This is a genomic window from Thermomonas sp. S9, from assembly GCF_024704365.1.
Classification (GTDB): domain Bacteria; phylum Pseudomonadota; class Gammaproteobacteria; order Xanthomonadales; family Xanthomonadaceae; genus Thermomonas.
This window is the reverse complement of record NZ_JAJDFY010000001.1, coordinates 481629-502869: the sequence shown is the minus strand read 5'-3', so window position 1 is coordinate 502869 and position 21241 is coordinate 481629. Positions and strand designations below refer to the sequence as shown.

At 71.2% G+C, this 21241-nt stretch carries 12 protein-coding genes and 4 pseudogenes; 8 read left to right on the top strand and 8 right to left on the bottom strand.

The window, feature by feature from the left end; translation table 11 throughout:
* Window positions 1-15: 15 nt before the first annotated feature.
* A complete protein-coding gene (gene tal, locus LJB71_RS02405) occupies window positions 16-960 on the bottom strand; it encodes a transaldolase (protein ID WP_259302959.1) in 945 nt (314 codons plus the stop codon).
* A gap of 59 nt (window positions 961-1019) precedes the next feature.
* Window positions 1020-3207, bottom strand: a pseudogene (locus LJB71_RS02400) (primosomal protein N').
* Window positions 3208-3861: 654 nt separating this feature from the next.
* On the opposite strand from LJB71_RS02400, the gene LJB71_RS02395 reads away from it, so the two are divergent.
* The 4 genes and pseudogenes from LJB71_RS02395 to sppA all read left to right on the top strand — a co-directional run bounded on the left by LJB71_RS02395 (window position 3862) and on the right by sppA (window position 11399).
* Window positions 3862-4989, top strand: a complete 1128-nt coding sequence (locus tag LJB71_RS02395) for a DUF3106 domain-containing protein (RefSeq protein ID WP_310649374.1) — start codon at window positions 3862-3864, stop codon at window positions 4987-4989.
* Window positions 4990-5352: 363 nt separating this feature from the next.
* Window positions 5353-7689 carry a hypothetical protein gene (locus LJB71_RS02390; protein ID WP_259302957.1) on the top strand — a complete coding sequence of 779 codons (2337 nt, stop codon included), beginning with the start codon at window positions 5353-5355 and terminating at the stop codon, window positions 7687-7689.
* 348 nt (window positions 7690-8037) lie between these two features.
* Window positions 8038-9424 (top strand): annotated as a pseudogene (locus tag LJB71_RS02385) (MATE family efflux transporter).
* Window positions 9425-9497: 73 nt separating this feature from the next.
* A complete protein-coding gene (sppA, locus tag LJB71_RS02380) occupies window positions 9498-11399 on the top strand; it encodes a signal peptide peptidase SppA (RefSeq protein WP_259302956.1) in 1902 nt (633 codons plus the stop codon).
* Window positions 11400-11426: 27 nt separating this feature from the next.
* Here sppA and LJB71_RS02375 read toward each other — a convergent pair whose 3' ends face one another.
* Window positions 11427-11666, bottom strand: coding sequence for a hypothetical protein (locus tag LJB71_RS02375; RefSeq protein WP_259302954.1), 240 nt, complete (start codon window positions 11664-11666; stop codon window positions 11427-11429).
* 60 nt (window positions 11667-11726) lie between these two features.
* Here LJB71_RS02375 and LJB71_RS02370 point away from each other — a divergent pair, with 60 nt between their 5' ends.
* Window positions 11727-12506, top strand: a complete 780-nt coding sequence (locus LJB71_RS02370; RefSeq protein WP_259302953.1) for an SDR family oxidoreductase — start codon at window positions 11727-11729, stop codon at window positions 12504-12506.
* A 141-nt stretch (window positions 12507-12647) separates the two neighbouring features.
* On the opposite strand, the gene LJB71_RS02365 is transcribed toward LJB71_RS02370, so the two are convergent.
* Both LJB71_RS02365 and acs read right to left on the bottom strand, forming a co-directional pair.
* The gene (locus LJB71_RS02365) at window positions 12648-13157 is read right to left on the bottom strand and encodes a hypothetical protein (RefSeq protein ID WP_259302952.1); all 510 of its coding nucleotides are present in this window, start codon (window positions 13155-13157) and stop codon (window positions 12648-12650) included.
* Window positions 13158-13223: 66 nt separating this feature from the next.
* Complete coding sequence (gene acs / locus LJB71_RS02360) at window positions 13224-15167, bottom strand: acetate--CoA ligase (RefSeq protein ID WP_259302951.1); 1944 nt, start codon at window positions 15165-15167, stop codon at window positions 13224-13226.
* A 198-nt stretch (window positions 15168-15365) separates the two neighbouring features.
* On the opposite strand from acs, the pseudogene LJB71_RS02355 reads away from it, so the two are divergent.
* Window positions 15366-17491: pseudogene (locus tag LJB71_RS02355) on the top strand (M13 family metallopeptidase).
* A 165-nt stretch (window positions 17492-17656) separates the two neighbouring features.
* Here the strand turns inward: LJB71_RS02355 and LJB71_RS02350 are convergent.
* The 3 genes and pseudogenes from LJB71_RS02350 to LJB71_RS02340 form a co-directional block, all read right to left on the bottom strand.
* Window positions 17657-17869 carry a cold-shock protein gene (locus LJB71_RS02350; RefSeq protein WP_259302950.1) on the bottom strand — a complete coding sequence of 71 codons (213 nt, stop codon included), beginning with the start codon at window positions 17867-17869 and terminating at the stop codon, window positions 17657-17659.
* Window positions 17870-18116: 247 nt separating this feature from the next.
* Complete coding sequence (locus tag LJB71_RS02345; protein WP_259302949.1) at window positions 18117-18452, bottom strand: calcium-dependent protein kinase 21; 336 nt, start codon at window positions 18450-18452, stop codon at window positions 18117-18119.
* Window positions 18449-19652, bottom strand: a pseudogene (locus LJB71_RS02340) (fatty acid desaturase). The gene LJB71_RS02345 and the pseudogene LJB71_RS02340 overlap by 4 nt, the downstream one beginning before the upstream one ends.
* 89 nt (window positions 19653-19741) lie before the next feature.
* Between LJB71_RS02340 and mutM the strand changes: the two are divergent.
* Window positions 19742-20554 carry a bifunctional DNA-formamidopyrimidine glycosylase/DNA-(apurinic or apyrimidinic site) lyase gene (mutM, locus tag LJB71_RS02335; RefSeq protein ID WP_259302948.1) on the top strand — a complete coding sequence of 271 codons (813 nt, stop codon included), beginning with the start codon at window positions 19742-19744 and terminating at the stop codon, window positions 20552-20554.
* A 105-nt stretch (window positions 20555-20659) separates the two neighbouring features.
* Entirely contained in the window at window positions 20660-21241 is a 582-nt protein-coding gene (locus LJB71_RS02330; protein ID WP_259302947.1) for an ECF-type sigma factor, read from the top strand.

Here is a 21241-nt window from a genome sequence, read left to right as displayed (position 1 = left end):
GTTTCGAAAAAACCGTCAGGCGGCGAGCCGCGCGGCCAGCAGCGCCTCCAGCGTGCGCTGGTCGGCGGCGAACTTGCGGATGCCCTCGGCCAGCTTGTCGCTGGCCATGGCGTCTTCGTTGTGCTGCCAGCGGAAGGCGGCCTCGGCCAGCGCCGGCGGCGGCGCCGTGATCGCCTCCGGACCCCGCAGCGTCGCGGCCACCTCGCCCCGGTCCTGCGCCAGCTGCTCCAGCAGCTCGGGCGCGATGGTGAGGCGATCGCAGCCGGCCAGCGCCAGCACCTGTCCGGTGTTGCGGAAGCTGGCGCCCATCACCACGGTGCCATAGCCGTGCTGCTTGTAGTGGTGCCAGATGCGCGCCACCGACTGCACGCCGGGATCGTCCTGCGCGGTGGCCGGCGCGGGCAGGCCGTGGGCGAGGTGCCAGTCGAGGATGCGGCCGACGAACGGCGAGATCAGGAACACCCCGGCATCGGCGCAGGCGCGCGCCTGCGCGAACGAGAACAGCAGGGTCAGATTGCAGGCAATGCCCTCGCGCTCCAGCCGCTCGGCGGCGCGGATGCCTTCCCAGGTCGCCGCGATCTTGATCAGCAGGCGCTCGCGCCCGATGCCGGTGTCAGCGTACAGCTGCACCAGCCGCCGCGCCTTGGCGATGGTGGCCTCGGTGTCGAAGCTCAGGCGCGCATCCACCTCGGTGGACACCCGACCCGGGATGAGCTTGAGGATCTCGCCGCCGATCGCCACCGCGAAGCGGTCGCAGGCGTCGCCCACCCTGCCGTCGCCACTGGCCGCCGCCACCGCCGCCGCGATGTGCGGCGCATAGGCCGGCAACGCGGCCGCTTTCAGCAGCAGCGAGGGGTTGGTGGTGGCATCCATCGGCGCATAGCGGGCGATGGCCTGGATGTCGCCGGTGTCGGCGACCACCACGGAATGCTGGCGGAGCTGGTCGAGTCGGGAGGTCACGGATGGGCGTCTGCGGATACGTCGGGACCGGCGATTGTCGCGCATCGCGGCGCGCGCGGTCAGTACAGGTCGGCCGGGTCCACGTCCAGCGACCAGCGCACCCGGCGCGCCTCCGGCAGCGCGTGCAGCGCCGGCATCACCGCCTGCAGCGCCGCGTGCAGCGGGCCGCGCGCGTTCGCGCACAGCACCAGCTGCGCGCGCACATGGCCGGCGCGGCGCGGCATCGGCGCCGGCAGCGGACCGGAGACTTCCAGCGCGAACCCCTGCAGCGCCTGCCGGGCCGCCTGCAGGAACTGCTGTGGCGGATCGGCATGGCGCGCCTCCGCGCGCAGCAGGGCCATGTGCGCGAACGGCGGCAACCCGGCGGCCTCGCGCTGCGCCAACTCGGCCTGTGCGAACGCGGGATAGCCGCCACGCAGCAGGGTCTGCAGCAGGGCATGCTCGGGATGATGGGTCTGCAGCAGCACCTCGCCCGCACGCGCAGCGCGGCCGGCGCGACCTGCGACCTGCACCAGCAGCTGCGCCAGCTTCTCGCCGCTGCGGAAATCGGCCGAGAACAGGCCTTCGTCGATCCCGACCACCACCACCAGGGTCAGATTCGGCAGGTCGTGCCCCTTAGCCAGCATCTGGGTGCCGACCAGAATGCCCGGACGCGCGCCGAGGTCGTCGAAATGCCGCTGCAGGGCATCCCGGTGGCCGGTGCTGCCGCGGTCGATGCGCAGCACCGGCACCTCCGGGAACCGCGCCTGCAGGGCCTCCTCGATGCGCTCGGTGCCGTTGCCCTGCGGCTGCAGGGCGAGGCTGGCGCAATCCGGGCAGGCCGGCGGTGCCGGCTTGCGATAGCCGCAGTGGTGGCACTGCAGGCGCTTGCCGTGCGCATGCACGGTCATCGGCGTCGGCCGCTCCTCGCTGCTGCAGCGCGGGCAGTGCGCGCTCCAGCCGCAGTCGTGGCAGAGCAGCACCGGCGCATAGCCGCGGCGGTTGCGGAACACCAGCACCTGGCCGCCGGCGGCGAGGGCCGATGCGATCGCCTCCAGCGCCTGCTCCGACAGCCCGGCCTGCAGCGGGCGCTTGCGCACGTCCACCACCCGCACGCTTGGCGGCTGCGCCAGACCCGCGCGCCGCGGCAGGCGCAGCACACTAAATCGCCCGCTGCGCGCGTTGTGCAGCGTTTCCAGCGCGGGCGTCGCGCTGCCCAGCACGATTGGTACGCCGAGCGCGCGCGCCCGCACGATGGCGAAATCGCGCGCGTGGTAGCGGATGCCGTCGAACTGCTTGTAGCTGGCATCGTGCTCTTCATCGACCACGATCAGCCCCGCGTGCGGCAGCGGGGTGAATACGGCCGAACGGGTGCCAACCACCACCCGCGCCTGCCCGCGCAGCGCGGCCATCCAGGTCGCGGCGCGCTCGCCGTCGCCGAGGCCGGAATGCAGCACATGCACCGGCACGCCGAGCCGGCGCTGGAAGCGCCCCAGCAGCTGCGGGGTCAACCCGATCTCCGGCACCAGCACCAGCGCCTGCCGGCCGCGGGCCAGGCAGTCGGCGATCGCCTGCAGATAGACCTCGGTCTTGCCGCTGCCAGTGACACCATCCAGCAGAAACGGCGCAAATCCGGTCGCGCTGCGGATCGCGGCGATCGCCGCCTCCTGCTCGGGATTGGGCGAGAACCCTGCCGCCAGCGGCGCCGGTGCGGGCGCTTCCGCCAGCACCACCCGTTCGACCAGCCCGCGCTCGCGCAGGCGGCGCAGCGGCACGCGCCAGCCCGGCAAGGCGGCGTCCAGCCAGTCCTCGTCACGCGCCTCGACCAGCAATTCCGCCAGCCGCCGGGGCTTTGCCCGCGCGCAGGCCCGGCAGCGCGGTGCGTCCGGCCTCGCTGAGCACCCAACCGCGGCGCGCGGTATCCGGCAGCGGCCCACCACGCCGCAGCGCCACCGGCAGCGCGGTGGCCAGCACCTCGCCTATGGGTGCATGCAGGTAGCCGGCCAGCCAGCGCAGGGAGTCCAATAGCTCGCCGTGCAGCAGCGGCCCCGTATCCAGCAGTTCCAGCGCCGCGCGCAGCGTGATGCCCGGCTCGGCCTCGCCATGCCCCAGCACCACGCCACACAGCGCGCGGTGGCCGAACGGCACCCGCAGGCGCTGCCCGACCGCGACCGCCGCGGCCGCGATCCCGGGTGGCGGCAGATAGTCGAACAGGCGCGGCAGCGGCACCGGCAGCGCCACCTGCAGGGTCGGGACGGGGACAGGCATCGGCGCAGTCTAGCGCCGCCACCCCGGGCCTGCCTCCGGCGTGACCGGCGGCGTGTGACCGAACGCACCTGTTAAGCCGCGCTTGCCGGGCACAGCTCCACGCCGGATCACCAAAATCGCACAACCGTTTGTTTTCGTTGAAGAACATCCCTTATCCACATCGCCTGTGGATAAGCCTGTGCATACGCTCGGGGCTGGGGCGCGCAAGGCCCGCACTGACAGGCCCGCAGGGCTCTGGTCAAAAAATCGCCACATACAGCAATCCCTTTAGAAACATGCACTTGTACGTGAAACACCGAAAGCCTGAACGAACGTTCAGGCGTGGAACCTGGCGTGTGAAGCCATTTTTACGGCTGTGCACAACTGCGTTGCCCACAGCCCGCGCCATTGCTTGCGGAGCCTTGCGGCGGACGCCTGTCAAGCCTCTCGTCCGACCCAGGTCAGCGCTAAGATGCACCGTGCCCACGCGCCTGCCATGACCCCATCCGCCCCGCCCCCGCCCCCCGCGGCAGTCACCGCGTTCCTGCGCGGGGTGGATCGCCGCGCACGCCTGCTGGCGCGGGTGCAGGCCGGCGACGAAGAGGCCGCGCGCCGCGCGCTGGCGGTCACCGCGCAGGTATTCGCCGGTGATGCCGCCGGCTGGCCGATGTCGCAATGGCCGCTGCAGTTCTGGCGGCTGCTGCTGTCGGTGCCGGCGATGGGCCGCGGGGTCGCACGCCCGGCGGCCGGGCCGCTGCCGGGGATCGCGCGCCTGCCGCCGCCCGCGCGCGCCGCGGTGCTGCTGCACCTGGTGGCCGGGCTGGAGGATGCCGATGCCGCGGCAGCGCCTCGACCTCCCGGTCGCGACCTACCAGGGCCGCATCCGCGACGCCCTGCCGCGCGATGCGCTGGGCCAGCCCGACCTCGACGTGTGGCGGGCCTGGAGCGCGGCGGTCAAGCGCACGCTGGAGGCGCTGCCGGACGCAACGCCCACGCCACTCGAAGCGATTTCGTGCGCCGCGGAGCGCACGGCGCGCCGGCGCCAGCGCTGGCTGTGGCTGGGCGTGCTGCTGTGCGCGCTGGCGCTGGCCGCCACCTTCGTACTGCATCCGGGCACGCGCACAGCGATCGACGCCTGGCACCAGCGCGTGCAGGTGCAGCCGCTGCCGCCGGCGGACCCGCCGAAAGCGCGCTTCGATCCCGCCGATCCGGCGCTGCAGCCGGATCGCGCACTGCTGGCTGCACCGCACGAATTGCAGGTGGCGCGCCGGCTGCCGCTGCTGGCCTGGACTGGCCACCGACACCGCGGCGCTGCCACCCGCCGATCCGACCATCGCCCCCGCGACCGCCGACGCCCCGCCCGACGCTACCGAGCTCGCCCGGCGCACGCAGGCATGGGAACGCCTGGCCCCGGCCGCGCGGGCGCAGGCGCGCGCCGCCTGGGCCGAGTGGCAGGCCCTGACCGACGCCGAGCGTACGCAGCTGCGCGCGATCGCCACCCGCTTCGACGCCCTGCCCGCAGCGGACCAGCAAGCATTGCGGGAGCGCTACGCGCAGCAGCCATTCGATGCCCACCGCGGCTGGCACCTCGGCCCGCATCTGGGCCGCGACTGGCCGCGGATCGCCCCGCTGTTCGCCTTCGTGGACACCGGCGAACGCGCGGCGTTGCTGCAGCTGCTGCGCGAACTGAGCGGCGATGACCTCGAGGCCCTGGCACGGCTGGCCCAGACCACCCCGCCACAGGCCCGCACCACCCTGCGCCGCGCCCTGCTGGCGGAACCGCCCGCCCGCCGCTCGGCCTGAGCTGCAGGCGCAGCTGCAGCGCTAGGCATCCGGCGGGCCGCTGTCACCCCGTGGTGACGGGATCTGCATTTCCACGCAGATCACCATCGCCGTTTGCCATGTTCCGCGCGCGGTCCTGCCAGGGTACGCGAATGCGAATGCGCAAGGACCCGCTTCCTTCCATCGACCCGCCTTGGGAGACCTCCATGCAGTCCTGCACTTCGTCCCGCCGGCTCGCCCGCCGCCCGCTGGCCATCGCCCTGTCCCTGCTCGTGCTGGCCGCGGCCAGCCCGGCATTCGCCGCCGACCGCCCGTGTGTGGATGAATACGGAAACACGACCGGCGCCAATACCAGCCAGGGGGTCGAAGACACCGGCAGCGCCAATGGCCAGAACAGCACCTGCACCCCCCACCGCCAGCGCATACGGCTGGCAAAGCATTTCCAGTGGTGCCTACAGCAGCGCCTATGGCTATTACAACATCGCAAGCAACCTCGCCAGCAGCGCCTTCGGCAGTATCAATTTGGCCAGCGGCACGGTCAGCAGCGCTTTTGGTGCCGTCAACACCGCCAGCGGCTCGTACAGCAATGCGTTCGGCTACCGCAACTCCGCGAGCGAGTACGCAAGCAACGCCTATGGTGGCAACAACGTCGCCAGCGGTTACTCTGGCAATGCATTCGGGCTCAATAACGCCGCGACTGGCAGCAGCAGCAATGCCTTCGGTGCATCCAATGCGTCCAGCGGCACCTACAGCAGCGCCTTCGGTGCCATCAATACGGTCAGCGGCGCGTATGCCAACGGCTACGGCATCTTCAATACGGCAAGCGGCTATTACGCGAATGCGTTCGGGTACCAGAATGCCGCCAACGGCATCAGCGGCAATGCCTTCGGAACCTTGAACCAGGCCGATGGCAACTACAGCGCGGCCGTCGGCGGCTCCAACAGGGCCATGGGCATGACCAGCAACGCCTTCGGCTACGGCAATCTGGCCTACGACAACAGCAGCATCGCGATCGGCACCTACAGCCGGGCGGGGAACAGCGACAGTGATCCCACCACCGCGCGCAACAGCGTGGCCGTGGGTACCTGGTTCGATTCCAACGGCGACGGCACATTCGACACCGGAAGTGATCGCCGCAACACGGCCAGCGCGACATACGCCAGCGCGTTCGGCGTCGGCAACAGCGCCAGCGGCTATGCCAGTAGCGCGTTCGGCTACCTCAACGTCGCCAGCGCGTTCGGTGCCAATGCCTTCGGCCACTACAACAGCGCCAGCGGCTACGGCAGCAACGCGATCGGCTACCTGAACACCGCCAGCGGCTTCGGCAGCAGCGCGCTTGGCAACTTCAACAACGCCAGCGGGCAGGCGGCCAACGCCGTCGGCAACTTCACCATCGCCAGCGGCAACTACAGCAATGCCTTCGGCACCGAGGCGCAGGCGCTCAACACCGGCAGCACCGCGCTCGGCTACCTGGCGATTGCCGACCGCGATTACAGCGTGTCGATCGGCAGCGCCGGCAACGAGCGCCAGCTGATCCACGTCGCCGCCGGCACCGCCGACACCGACGCGGTGAACCTGGGCCAGATGAACGCGGCCATCACCACCGCGGTCGGCGGCATCAGCAGCTATGCGGGCTTTGCGATCACCGCCGACGGTGGCGCCACCAGCGCGACCATCGGCAGCGGCGATACCGTGGAGTTCCAGGCCGACGACCCCAACGGCAACCTCACCGTCACCCGCAGCGGCAACACCATCCGCTACGGCTTCAGCAGCACGCCGACCTTCCTCGGGCTGACCGTCGGCGGCAGTGGCGGCAATTTCACCATCGTCAACAACACCACCATCAACATGGGCGGCAACGTGGTGGGCAACGTGGGCAACGGCATCGCTGCCACCGACGCGGTGAACAAGGGCCAGCTGGACAGCGCGGTGGCCGGTGCCAACGCCAATGCCGCCAACGCGCAAGCCACCGCCGACGCCGCGCTGGCCGCCGCCGGCACCGCCCAGGCCACCGCGGACGGCGCCGCCACCGCCGCCAGCAATGCGCAGGCTACGGCCGACACGGCCCTCAGTGCCGCCAATAACGCGCAGGCCACCGCAGATACCGCACTCACCGCGGCGAACAATGCGCAGGCCACCGCGGACACGGCGCTGAGCACGGCCAACACCGCGCAGGCCACCGCCAATACCGCACTCACCGCGGCGAACAATGCGCAGGCCACCGCGGACACGGCACTGACCGCGGCGAACAATGCGGTGGGCACCGCCAATGCCTATACCGATACCCGCGAGGCGGCGATCCGCACCGACATGGTGGCCGGCGATGCGGCCACCCTGGCCTCCGCCAAGCGCTATACCGACACCTCCTCGGCGCAGACGCTGTCGGCCTCCAAGGCCTATACCGATGCCAAGTTCGCCGCCTGGAACGACAGCTTTACCCAGTTCCAGCAGCAGACCGACCGCCGCTTCGTACAGACCGACCGCCGCATCGACCGGATCGGCGCGATGGGCACGGCGATGACCCAGATGGCGGTGAACGCGGCGATCGGCAACAGCCCGCGAGGACGCGTGGCGATCGGCGTGGGCGCACAGGGCGGGCAGGGCGCGGTGTCGATCGGCTACGGCAAGCGGATCGGCGACCGCGGCTCGTTCTCGGCCGGCGTCAGCTTCGGCGGCAACGGCGAATCCTCGGCCGGCGCGGGCGTCGGCTTCGATCTGTAAGCTGTCCCGGCCCGGCGACACCCCACCCGCGGGGCGGCCAAAGCCGCCCCGCGGCGTTTGCGGTGCCGGCGCGGCCCACATCGACACCCGCCCGATCATCGCCACGGCGGTGACGGCGCAGGCCGGCAGCACCGAGTACACGCCGCCCTGCACGCCGGACTTCAACAGCGTCATCGGCCCGCCTGCGCGTCCCCCCGCTTTTGCAGCAGCAGACCGTCGATCCAGCCGGACACGCCGTTGCGCCAGCTGCCATCTGGCGCGGGATCGTCGGAGGCGGTGATGCCGGTAGAATGGCAGGCCGCGTGGCGCACGCGCCAGTGCGCACCGCCAGCCCCCCGCCTCCATGCCATGCCCTCCACATTCTCCCGCCTCCGCCACGATGCGGCCCTGACCGCGCGCCTGGCCGCGCCGCTGGCGGCCGGGCATCTTTCGCACGGGCTGGTGGGCCTGATCGACACCGTGGTCGCCGGCCACCACGGCACGGCCACCCTGGCCGCGGTGGCGGTGGGCGCGGCCCTGTTCTGGCTGCCGATGCTGGCGCCGATGGGCACCCTGATGGCGCTGCCGCCGTCGGTATCGCAGCTGGACGGCGGCGGGCGGCGCGCCGAGATCGGCCCGCTGTTCCGGCAGGCGCTGTGGCTGGCGGCGCTGCTGGGGGTGCTGCTGTTCGCGCTGATCTCGCTGCTGCCGCTGGCGCTGCGTCCGATGGGCATCGCGCCCGACATCGTGCCCGGCGCGACCGCCTTCCTGCACGCGATCCGCTGGGGCATCCCCGGCTTCACCCTGTACCTGGCCATGCGCTATCTCAGCGACGGCCTGCACTGGTCGATGCCGACCATGGTGGTGGGGTTCGGCGGCCTGCTGCTGCTGGCGCCGGTGGGCTACGTGCTGACCAACGGCCTGCTGGGGCTGCCGGCGCTGGGCGCTGCCGGCGTGGGGGTGGCCTCGGCGCTGATGTTCTGGCTGCAGGCGCTGGCGCTGGCGCTGTACCTGCGGCGCGCGCGCCGGTTCGCCGACCTCGCCCTGTTCGCGCACTGGGAGCCACCGCGCCGGGCGGTGATCGCCGGCCTGCTGCGCACCGGGCTGCCGATCGGGGTGACGGTGACCATGGAGGGCGGGCTGTTCGCGGCCACCGCGCTGCTGATCGGGCGGCTGGGCGAAGTGCCGGCGGCCGCGCACCAGATCGCGCTGAACGTGGCCTCGCTGTGCTTCATGGTGCCGTTCGGCCTGGCCGAGGCCACCACCGTGCGGGTGGGCCACGCATTGGGCCGCGGCGACCGCGACGGCGTGCGCCGCGCCGCGTTCGCCGGGTTCGCGCTGGCGCTGGCCACCCAGGCCGGCTCGGCGCTGCTGATGCTGCTGGGCCACCAGGCCATCGCCGGCCTGTACACCACCGACCCGGCGGTGATCGCGCTGGCCGGCAGCCTGCTGCTGTACGCCGCGCTGTTCCAGTTCCCCGACGGCATCCAGGTGGTATCGGCCGGCGCCCTGCGCGGCCTCAAGGACACCCGCGTGCCGATGTGGCTGGCGGCGCTGGCCTACTGGGGCATCGGCATGCCGGTGGGCGCCGGGCTGGGGCTGGCGCTGGGCTGGGGCGCGCCCGGCATGTGAGCTGGGCCTGACCGCCGGCCTCGCCGTCGCCGCGGTCCTGCTGCTGCGGCGCTTCTTGCGCAGCAGCCGGCGCCTCCCCATTCCCGCGCCTGCGCCGTCGGTCAGGGTGACCGATGCCGGATGATTCTCCCCGCCCGCCCCGCTAGCATCCCCTTCCATGCCGCCCGCGCGCGGCATGTCCCCCACGGAGCAACGCAATGAACGAACCGCGCCGCCGCGGCCCCATCGCCCGCCTGATCGTCGGCAGCTGGCAGGCCCTCGACTTCACCCGCCGGCTGGTGCTGAACCTGTTGTTCCTGCTGGTCGTGCTGGTACTGCTGCTGGCGATGCTCGGCAGTGGCCGGCTGGCGCCGCTGCAGTCCCGCACCACCCTGGTGTTCGCGCCGGAAGGGCGGCTGGTGGAGCAGTACAGCTGCGACGCCTTCAGCCGCGGACTGGCGCGCGCCACCCGCAGCAACGACTGCCGCGAGGTGCGCCTGCGCGATGCGCTGCGCGCGCTGGACGCCGCGCGCAGCGATGCCCGGATCGAGCGGGTGGCGGTGTCGCTGGACGAACTGCAGCCGTCCGGATTCGCCTCGCTGCACGCCATCGCCGCCAAACTGGCCGCGATCCGCGCCGCCGGCAAGCAGGTGATCGCCTATGGCGACGGCTATACCCAGGGCCAGTACCTGCTGGCCGCGCAGGCCAGCGAGATCTACCTCGACCCGATGTCGTCCGGCGGGGTGATGCTGGACGGCCTGGCCGCCTACCGCCAGTACTACCGCGAGGCGCTGCAGGACAAGCTCGGCGTGGACATGCACCTGTTCAAGGTCGGCACCTACAAGTCGGCGGCCGAGCCCTACGTTCTGGATGCCGCCTCGCCGGCCGCCAAGGAAGCCGACCTGTACTGGATGGGCGACATCTGGCAGCGCCTGCTGGCCGACATCGGCCGCGCCCGGGGGCTGGATCCGGCGCAGTTGCAGCGCTACGCCGACACCCTGCCGGAGCAGGTGGTGGCCGCCCGCGGCGACCTGGCGCAGCTGGCCCTGCAGCAGAAGCTGGTGACCGCGCTGAAGACCCGCGACGAGGTGCACGCCCTGCTGGCGGAACGCGGGGTGGCCGATCCCGACGCCGACGGCGGCTTCCGCCAGGTCGGGCTGGACACCTACCTGCAACACCTCGACGGCGCGCTGCCGCAGGCCGACAGCCGCCCGCAGGTGGCGGTGGTGGTGGCCGAGGGCGAGATCGCCGGCGGCAACCTGCCGCCCGGCAAGATCGGCGGCGACTCCACCTCGGCCCTGCTGCGGCAGGCGCGCGACGACGAGGCCGTGAAGGCGGTGGTGCTGCGGGTCAGCTCGCCCGGCGGCGAGGTGTTCGCTTCCGAGCAGATCCGCCGCGAAGTGGCCGCGCTGAAGGAGGCCGGCAAGCCGGTGGTGGTGTCGATGGGCGATGTCGCCGCCTCCGGCGGCTACTGGATCGGCATGGACGCCGACCGCATCTACGCCGACCCGTCCACCATCACCGGCTCGATCGGCATCTTCGGCCTGTTCCCCACCATCGACCGCACCCTCGGCAAGCTCGGCGTGCACACCGACGGCGTGGCCACCGCGCGCTACGCCGGCGCGTTCGACATCACCCGTCCGCTCGACCCGGGCGTGGCCGCCACCGTGCAGGCGGTGATCGACAAGGGCTACCGCGACTTCACCGGCAAGGTGGCCAAGGCCCGCGGCAAGAGCATCGAGCAGATCGACGCGGTCGCGCAGGGCCGGGTGTGGAGCGGCGCGCAGGCCAAGGCGCGCGGGCTGGTGGACGCCTTCGGCGGGCTCGACGAGGCCACCGCCGATGCCGCCGCGCGCGCCAAGCTGGGCACGCGCGACCGCTGGCAGGTGCGCTACGTGGAACCGAGTGCGACCTCGTTCTCGGACTGGCTGGGCGACTTCATGCAGAGCCGCGCCGGGCTGGCGCTGCTGCGCACCAGCGGCGCCGGCGACCTGCTGCTGGCCAGTCGCCTGCACGCCCTGCAGCAGGCCACCCCGCTGCGCTTCGTGCAGACCGCGCTGGAACGCCGCGGCCCGGCGCGGGTGACGGCGCTGGCCTACTGCTTCTGCGAACCGCGCTGAGCCGCCACGCGCGGGCGGCGGGCGGCCTTATTGCGCCGCCTGCTCCGCCGCGCGCGCCTGTTCCGCGGCCTGCGCCTGGGTCTTGTCCACCGCGTCGCGCGCAGCGTCCTTGTAGACATTGGCGGTGGCGGTGATCGGGGAAGCCGGCGCGGCCGACGAGGACGTGGCTTTCGGCACCGGCGGGCGCTCCGGATCGGGCGGGGTCGGTTCCGAACAGGCCGCCAGCAGGGCGGCGAGGACGAACGGCAGCGACAGGGCGCGCGACATGGCGGTCTCCGGCGACGGGCTTGGCCTATCCTACGCCGGTCCTCGCAACGGAGAGCATCCATGCATTCGCCCCGCTGGAGCCTGCACGGGCAACGCGCGCTGGTGACCGGCGCCAGCGCCGGCATTGGCTTGGCCATCTGCCGCGAACTGCTGGGCCTGGGCGCGCAGGTGCTGATGGTGGCGCGCGATGCCGAACTGCTGGAGCAGGCGCGCGCCGAGCTGGAGGACGAGTTCCCCGGCCCCGAGGACGCGGTCCTGGCGCTGCCCGCCGACGTCACCGACGACGAACAGCGCGCCGAGATCATCGACTGGGCCGCCGATCAGGGTGGGTTGCACCTGCTGGTCAACAACGCCGGCGGCAACCTCACCCGGCCCGCGCTGGACTACGGCGAGGACCAGTGGCGCGGGATCTTCGAGACCAACCTGTTCTCCGCCTTCGAGCTGTGCCGGCTGGCGCACCCGCTGCTGTCCAGGCACGCGGCCTCGAGCATCGTGAACATCGGCAGCGTCTCCGGCCTGACCCACGTGCGCAGCGGCGCGCCCTACGGCATGAGCAAGGCGGCGCTGCACCAGATGACGAAGAACCTCGCGGTCGAGTGGGCCGAGGACGGCATCCGCGTGAACGCGGTGGCGCCGTGGTACATCCGCACCCGCCGCACCAGCGGCAAGCTGGCCGATCCGGACTATCTGGACGAGGTGCTGCTGCGCACCCCGCTGGGGCGCATCGGCGAACCCGAGGAAGTGGCGGCGGCAGTCGCCTTTCTGTGCCTGCCCGCCGCCAGCTACATCACCGGCGAATGCATCGCCGTGGACGGCGGCTTCCTGCGCTACGGGTTCTGAGCCGATGCCGCCGGCAGGCGCGCGTTCATTCCAGCGCGGCGGCCGCGGCCGTCGCCACCTCGGCCACCAGCGCGCTGGCGCGGGCCACGCGCGGGCTGTGCCGCACATCCGGATGCAGCACCAGCCACAGCAGCCGCCGGATCACGGACAGTTGGGCGAACTGGAAAGATAGCGAACGCGATTGCCCCCGCTGCCGGTACAGGAGATTTCCGCAGCTCCCCAGCACATGCTGGACTTGCCGGTGGAGGCGCCATCCTGGAACAGGATCCCCGACTGACACGTCCACGTGGAACTAGCGATGCCCTCGCCCTTGAGCGACTGTGCGGTCAGGGTATCGAGTTCCGGGTAGTACACGGCATCGGATGCCAGCAGCGCCCGTCCCTGCTGCGAAATGCGCGCGAGCTTTCCAAGCTGTACCGATGCAGGGTTCCCCGCACGCGGAGCAATAAACGAGACGCTATCGGCACTGACCGTCGCGGATGAACCCCCGAGCGGGAACTCCGCATCCTGAACCGTGACGACACGCGTCACGGCATCGGTTCGGACGCTTGAACCGCTGATATCGAAGTCGAAGCCCTTCACGCCGGCGTAGAGAGTGCCCGCGGCCATGGCCCCCAACAGCAGCAGTCCACGACGAATCGCATGAGTCATACAGCCTCCTTGATAGCGGTTCTTGGGAGCCGACTTCGGTTATAGCATGCGCACTCCCTTTGCCCTTCACGCCGCCGGGCGCCCGCGCAGCAGTGCGTCCACCACCGACGGGTCGGCCAGGGTGCTGGTGTCGCCCAGCTGGTCGGGTGCGTTCTCGGCGATCTTGCGCAGGATGCGGCGCATGATCTTGCCGCTGCGGGTCTTGGGCAGGGCGGGCGCGAACTGGATCACATCGGGCGTGGCGATCGGGCCGATCTCGTGGCGCACCCAGGCCACCAGTTCGGCGCGCAGGGCGTCGCTTTCCTGCGCGCCCGCCACCAGGGTGACGTAGGCGTAGATGCCCTGCCCCTTGAGGTCGTGCGGAAAGCCCACCACCGCGGCCTCCGCCACCTGCGGGTGCGCGACCAGCGCGCTCTCCACCTCGGCGGTGCCGATGCGGTGGCCGGAGACATTGATGACATCGTCCACCCGCCCGGTGATCCAGTAGTCGCCGTCGGCGTCGCGGCGGCAGCCGTCGCCGGTGAAGTACATGCCGGTATAGGTCTTGAAGTAGGTATCGATGAAGCGCTGGTGGTCGCCATAGACCGTGCGCATCTGCCCCGGCCAGGAATCCAGCAGCACCAGATTGCCTTCGGCCACCCCTTCCAGCCGCTCGCCAGTGGCGTCCACCAGCGCGGCGCGGATGCCGGGCAGCGGGCGGGTGGCCGAGCCGGGCTTGAGATCGCTGGCGCCGGGCACCGGCGAAATCAGGATGCCGCCGGTCTCGGTCTGCCACCAGGTGTCCACGATCGGGCAGCGGCCCTCGCCGACGACCTCGTAATACCAGCGCCAGGCCTCGGGATTGATCGGCTCGCCCACGCTGCCGAGCAGCCGCAGCGATTGGCGCGACGTGCGTTTCACCGGGGCATCGCCCTCGCGCATCAGCGCGCGGATCGCGGTCGGCGCGGTGTAGAAGATCGACACTCCGTGCCGGTCGACCACCTGCCAGAAGCGCGAAAAATCCGGGTAGTTGGGCACGCCCTCGAACAACACCTGGGTGCAGCCATTGGCCAGCGGCCCGTACACGATGTAGCTGTGGCCGGTGACCCAGCCGATGTCGGCGGTGCACCAGTACACGTCGTCCGGCTTGAGGTCGAACACCAGCGCGTGGGTGTAGCTGACCCACACCAGATAGCCGCCGGTGGTGTGCAGCACGCCCTTCGGCTTGCCGGTGCTGCCGGAGGTGTAGAGGATGAACAGCGGATCCTCCGCGTTCATGCGCTCCGGCGCGCAGGTATCCGGCTGGCCGTCCACCACCGCGTCGAACCAGCGGTCGCGCGGCATCTGCATGGGCACCGCGGCGCCGGTGCGGCGCACCACCAGCACGGTTTCCACCGACTGCGTGCCCGGCAGCTTCAGGGCTTCATCCACGTTCGCCTTCAGCGGCACCCTACGGCCGCCGCGCAGGCCTTCGTCGGCGGTGATGATGAGCTTGCTGGTGCAGTCGGCGATGCGGTCGGCGATCGACTGCGGGGCGAAGCCGCCGAACACCACCATGTGGATGGCGCCGATCCGCGCGCAGGCCAGCATCGCCACCACCGCCTCCGGGATCATCGGCAGGTAGATCGTCACCCGGTCGCCCTTGCGCACGCCGAGATTGCGCAGCGCGTTCGCCAGCCGGCACACGCGCGCGTGCAGCGCGCGGTAGGTGATGCGCTCTGCCGGCGCAGCCGGATCATCCGGTTCGAAGATCAGCGCGACCTTCTCGCCATGCTCCGCGAGGTGGCGGTCCAGGCAGTTCACGCTGGCGTTCAACGCGCCGTCGGCGTACCAGCGGATGCGGAACTCCCTGAGATCGAAGCTGACGTCCTTGATCTGGGTGGGCGGCGTGTCCCACTGAAGGCGCCGGGCCAGGTCGGCCCAGAACGCGTCGGGCGCCTGTTCCGCCTGCGCCACCGCGCGCGCCAGCGCCTCGCGGGAAGTGATGGCCTGGGCCGCGAACGCGGCATCCACCGGGTACAGGTCGCTCATCGTATGGTCCTCCTGCAGGCGCAGGCGCGGCCGCCCGCGCCGGGGTCGAGTGTGCCGCAGGCGGCGGCCCGCAGCGTTGGGCGAATGTTAAACCGCGTACAGCCGCGGCCGCGTCGCGGCGGCGGGCTGACTTCCTGCACTGGATCGCAACATTCGCCGGCGCAGGATAGGCAGGTCTCCACACCCACGAGCCGCCCCATGCCCTCCGTTTCCCTCCGCCGTACCCCGCTGGCGATCGCCACCCTGTGCGCCGTCGCCGGCCTGACCCTGGCCGCCTGCAAGCCCGCCGAGGCCCCCAAGGCCGCCGCCACGCCGCAGGCCACATCCGCGCCGGCCTCCAAGCCTTCGATCGGCATCGACCTCGCCGGAATGGACCGGTCGGTGGCACCGGGCGACGACTTCTACGCCTATGCCAACGGCACCTGGCAGAAGACCACCGAGATCCCACCCGACCGCAGCAGCACCGGCGTGTTCTACACCGTGTTCGAGAAGGCCGAGAAGCGCCTGGCCGACCTCGTGCAGGGCCTGCAAAAGCAGAATCCCCCGCCGGCAGCAACGAACGCAAGATCGCCGACTACTACGCCGCCTACATGGACGAGGCCGGCATCGAAGGCCGCGGCCTGACGCCGCTGCAGCCGACCCTGGATGCGATCGCCCGGATCGACGATCGCAAGGCGCTATCGGCCTATCTCGGCAGCACCCTGCGCGCCGACGTGGACCCGCTCAACGCCACCAACTACTACACCGAACACCTGTTCGGCCTGTTCGTGGCCGCCGGCCTGGACGATCCCGGCAAGAACGTCGGCTATCTGCTGCAGGGCGGCCTGGGCATGCCCGACCGCGAGTACTACCTCTCCTCCGACCCGGCGATGGTCAAGAACCGGCAGGCCTACCAGGCCTACATCGCGGCCCTGCTGAAGCAGGCCGGCACGCCGGAGGCGGAGGCGAAGAAGCAGGCCGCGGCGATCTTCGACCTGGAGCTGCAGATCGCCAGGGCGCAGGCCAGCGTGGTCGACACCCAGGACATCCACAAGGCCAACAACCCGTGGCCCACCGCCGAGCTCGGCAAGCGCGCGCCGGGCATCGACTGGCCGGCCTTCCTCGAAGCCGCGCAGCTATCCGGGCAGCCGGTGCTGGTGGCATGGCAGCCGGAGGCGGTGAAGAAACTGTCGGCGCTGGTGGCCCGCGTGCCGCTGCCGGTGTGGAAGGACTACCTGCGCTTCCATGCGCTCAACGAGAACGCCGCGCTGCTGCCGAAGGCTTATGCCGACCTGCGTTTCGGCTTCTACGGCACCCAGCTGTCCGGCGCCACCCAGCAGCGCGACCGCTGGAAGCGCGCGCTGGCGGCCACCAACGGTGCGCTCGGCGACGCCATCGGCCAGCTGTACGTGAAGCAGTACTTCCCGGCCAGCTCCAAGGCGCAGGTGGAGGCGATGGTGGCCAACATCCTGGCCGCGTTCCGCGACGGCATCGACCGGCTCACCTGGATGAGCCCGCAGACCAAGGCCGAGGCCAAGCGCAAGGCCGAGAACATGCGGGTGATGGTCGGCTACCCCGACCACTGGCGCGACTACGCCTCGCTGGACGTGAAGCCGGACGATGCCCTCGGCAACGCCCAGCGCGCCCAGCTTGCCGAATACCGCCACCAGCTGGCCAAACTGGGCAAGACCCCGGACCGCGGCGAGTGGTGGATGACCCCGCAGACGGTGAACGCGGTGAACCTGCCGCTGCAGAACGCGATGAACTTCCCGGCCGCGATCCTGGAGCCGCCGTTCTTCGACCCGCACGCGGACGCCGCCGCCAACTACGGGGCGATCGGCGCGGTGATCGGCCACGAGATCAGCCACGGCTTCGACAACCTCGGCGCCGAGTTCGACGCCGAGGGTCGTCTGCACAACTGGTGGACGCCGCAGGACGCGGCCCACTTCAAGGCCGCTACCGAGAAGCTGGTCCAGCAGTACGACGCCTACGAGGTGCTGCCGGGCCTGCACATCAACGGCCAGCAGACGCTGGGCGAGAACATCGCCGACGTGGCCGGCCTGCAGGCGGCGCTGGCGGCCTACCACCAGTCGCTGGGCGGCAAGCCGGCGCCGGTGATCGACGGCCTCACCGGCGACCAGCGCTTCTTCATCGCCTTCGCCCAGGCCTGGCGCACCAAGATGCGCGACGCCGCCCTGCGCGCGCAGGTGGTCGGCAACGAGCACGCGCCCGGCCCGTGGCGCGCGCTGACGGTGCGCAATCTCGATCCGTGGTATTCGGCCTTCGACGTGAAGGACGGCCAGACGCTGTACCTGGCCCCGGACGCGCGGGTGAAGATCTGGTAAGCGGCCGCGCCCGCTGGGCGCTGCGGACGCCGGCCGCGCGCCGGCATCCGGCTTTCCGGGGCCGGCGTGCGCGCGCCGCAACACCCGCCCCGCCGCAACACGATCGGCGCAAACGAAAACGCCCGGCGCAAGGCCGGGCGTTTCGGGTCACGCGCGGGCGTGGCTTTAGAGCGGGCGGACCTGCTCGGCCTGCATGCCCTTCTGGCCCTTCACGGCCACGTAGGACACTTTCTGGCCTTCCTGCAGGGACTTGAAGCCCGAGGACTCGATCGAGCGGAAGTGGACGAACAGGTCGTCGCCACCGCCATCCTGGGTGATGAAGCCAAAGCCCTTGGCATCGTTGAACCACTTCACGGTACCGGTTCCGGTATTGGACATCGCAATTGCTCCTTGTAACGGGTGAAGCCGCGGGTGCGGCGGGAACGCTGGTGCCAAGGAGAATTGAGAAGCGGGTGTAACGATGCAGAGGAACGGGCGACTGCAACATCAGGCCACGATTCAAGGTGACCCTTGTCATTCAGCCCGGCCACGGTAGGCGCATCGGACGCGGAAAGCAAACCGGCGCGTGGACGCCGTTCAGGCAACCCCGTGCGCCGAATGCGCGGAAACGCCCGCAAACGACCGCTCAGCGCGGCGGCGCGGCCAGTTCGTGGGCATCGAGATAGCCGTCGTGATCGACGTCCTGGCGACGGAAGCGCTCGGCCAACTGCGCGCGATGCGCCGCGCGGGTGAGCGGTTGGCCCTTGCCGCCCGGCAGCTCGCCTGCCTGCAGCACGCCGTCGTGGTCGCGGTCCATGCGATCGAAGGCGTAGCCCATCCAGGCCAGGTATTCGGGAAGCGAGACGCGGCCGTCGCCATCGGCATCCATGCGCGCCAGGTAATCGCCCGCGCCGCGCACCTGCTGCGCGCCCGCCGCCAACGGCAGCAGGGCACACAAAAGCGCGGCGGGATGCCGGATCACGCCTGGACCAGGGCGTAGCCGCGCAGGCGCGCGGCATACTCCTGCAGCGCGCGCACGCCGCTGGCCTCGGCCTCGGCGCACCAGGCCTGCAGCCGGCGCAGGCGTTCGGCGGCATCGTGGCCGCGGCTTTCCAGCACCTCGGCCAGGCGCCGGCGCTGTTCGAGCAGGCCGCGGATGCGCGGGCGCGCCTCTACCCAGGCCTGCAGCTGCGCGCGCGCGTCCGGCTGCAGCCAGCGGCCGTCATCGGCCATGGCCTTGCGCAGCTTGCGCGGCAACAGCGCGCGCAGCTTCGCGCCCGCCGCCGCGGCTTCCTCGCGCAGCGCCGGGGTGAGCACGTTGCGCTGGTAGTCGGTCATGGCCTGGAAGCGGTGCGCCAGCAGCGCCTTCAGAGTCTCCGCGTCGGGCATGTGGATGTTCGGGCGCAGGCGCAGTGTAGGCGCCACCCGCAGCACCCGCGCCAGGCGCAGCGCGGCCAACAGCCGGATCACCGCCCAGCCGATGTCGAACTCGAACCGGCGCAGCGCGAACTTCGCGCTCGACGGGAACGCGTGGTGGTTGTTGTGCAGCTCCTCGCCGCCCACCCACACCGCCCACGGCGTGAGGTTGGTGGCGGTATCGGTGGTCTCGAAGTTGCGGTAGCCCCACCAGTGGCCGAGGCCGTTGATGACGCCGGCCGCCCAGAACGGGATCCACGCCATCTGGATCGCCCACGCGGCCACGCCCTTGAAGCCGAACAGGACGAAGCTCAGCGCCAGCAGCAGGGCCACGCCGGCATTGGCGAAGCGGGTGTACAGGCGGCGCTCGATCCAGTCGTCCGGGCAGCCCTTGCCGTACTGCTCGATGTCCTCGCGGTTCAACCGCGCGGCGCTGTAGAGGTCGGCGCCGCGCCAGAACACGGTGCCGATGCCCTTGTGCATCGGGCTGTGCGGGTCGTCCTCGGTCTCGCACTTGGCGTGGTGCTTGCGATGGATCGCCGCCCACTCCTTGGTGATCATCGAGGTGGTCAGCCACGACCAGAACCGGAAGAAGTGCGCCACCACTGGATGGAAGTCCACCCCGCGGTGGGCCTGAGCTGCGGTGCAGGTACAGGGTGACGGTGAAGATGGTGACCTGGGTGGCGATCAGCAGGTACAGCAGCATTTCCCACCAGCCCAGCTGGAGCAGGCCGCCGGCGAGGAAATCGATCATGGACGTGGACATCGGATGGCTCGTGGGACATGGGCGCGGATGCGCCAGCGCATGATGCCACGGCATGAGCTGTACGCCGCCCGGCGCGGCATCATGCCCCCATGCCCGAACTCCCCGAAGTCGAAACCACCCGCCGCGGGCTGCTGCCGCACGTGGCCGGGCGCACCGTCGAGCAGGTGCGCCTGCGCCGCGCCGACCTGCGCTGGCCGATCCCGCGCGAAGTGGAGGAACTACTGCCGAGCCAGCGGATCGACGCCATCCGCCGGCGCGCCAAGTACCTGCTGCTGGACACCGCCGCCGGCAGCGCGCTGCTGCACCTGGGCATGTCCGGCAGCCTGCGGGTGCTGCCCGCCGACACCCCGGTGCGCGCGCACGACCACGTGGATATCGCCCTCGACTCCGGCCAGGTGCTGCGCTTCAACGATCCGCGCCGGTTCGGCTGCCTGCTGTGGCAGGCACCGGGCGAAGTGCACCCGCTGCTGGCCGGGCTCGGCCCGGAGCCGCTGGAGGACGGTTTCGACGGCGACTACCTGTTCGCGCGCAGCCGTGGTCGCAGCGCCCCGGTCAAGGCCTTCCTGATGGACCAGGCGGTGGTGGTCGGGGTCGGCAACATCTACGCCGCCGAGGCCCTGTTCCGGGCCGGCATCGCGCCGCTGCGCGCGGCCGGCAAGGTCTCGCGCGAGCGCTACGCCGCGCTGGCGCGGGAAGTGAAGGCGATCCTCGCGCATGCGATCACGCGCGGCGGCACCACTCTGCGCGACTTCCTCAGCCCCGACGGTGCGCCCGGCTACTTCGAGCAGGAACTGCTGGCCTACGGCCGCGGCGGGCAGCCCTGCCCGCGCTGCGGCCGCCCGCTGAAACAGGCCAGCATCGGCCAGCGCACCACCGTCTGGTGCGCGCACTGCCAGCGCTAGGCACGCCGGAACGCGAGGGCGGCGTGCGCAAGGTGCGCGCCACGCACTCCTGCCATTCGCTATAGTGCCGGCGTCCCCCGACACCCTCTGTTCGCACAACCGACGATGACCCAAGCCGGCGACATCACCGTCCTGCTGGACGCTGCGCGCGATGGCGACCGCGCGGCAATGGACCGCGTGCTCGCCACGCTCTACCAGGAACTGCACGGCATGGCCCGGCGCCAGCTGGCCGGCCAGCACCACGGCCACACCCTGGACGCCACCGCGCTGGTGCACGAGGCCTACCTGAAACTGGTCGGACGCGGCAGTGGCAGCGCCCGCTTCGACGACCGCGGCCACTTCTTCGCCTACGCTGCCTCGGCGATGCGCTCGGTGATCGTGGACTACGCGCGCCAGCGCCTGGCGCAGAAACGCGGCGGCGACATGCACCGGGTCACCGACCTGCCGGAGAATCTCGAGGGCGGACTGCGGGTGGACGAGGACATGCTGGGGCTGGACGCGGCGCTGCAGCGGCTGTCGGCGGTGGACCCGCGGCTGACCCAGGTGGTGGAACTGCGCTATTTCGCGGGGCTGTCGGAACTGGAGATCGCCTCGCTGCTGCAGCGCTCCGAGCGCAGCGTGCGCCGCGACTGGCAGAAGGCACGGATGTTCCTGCTGGCCGCGCTGCAGGAGACGCCCCCGGCCTGA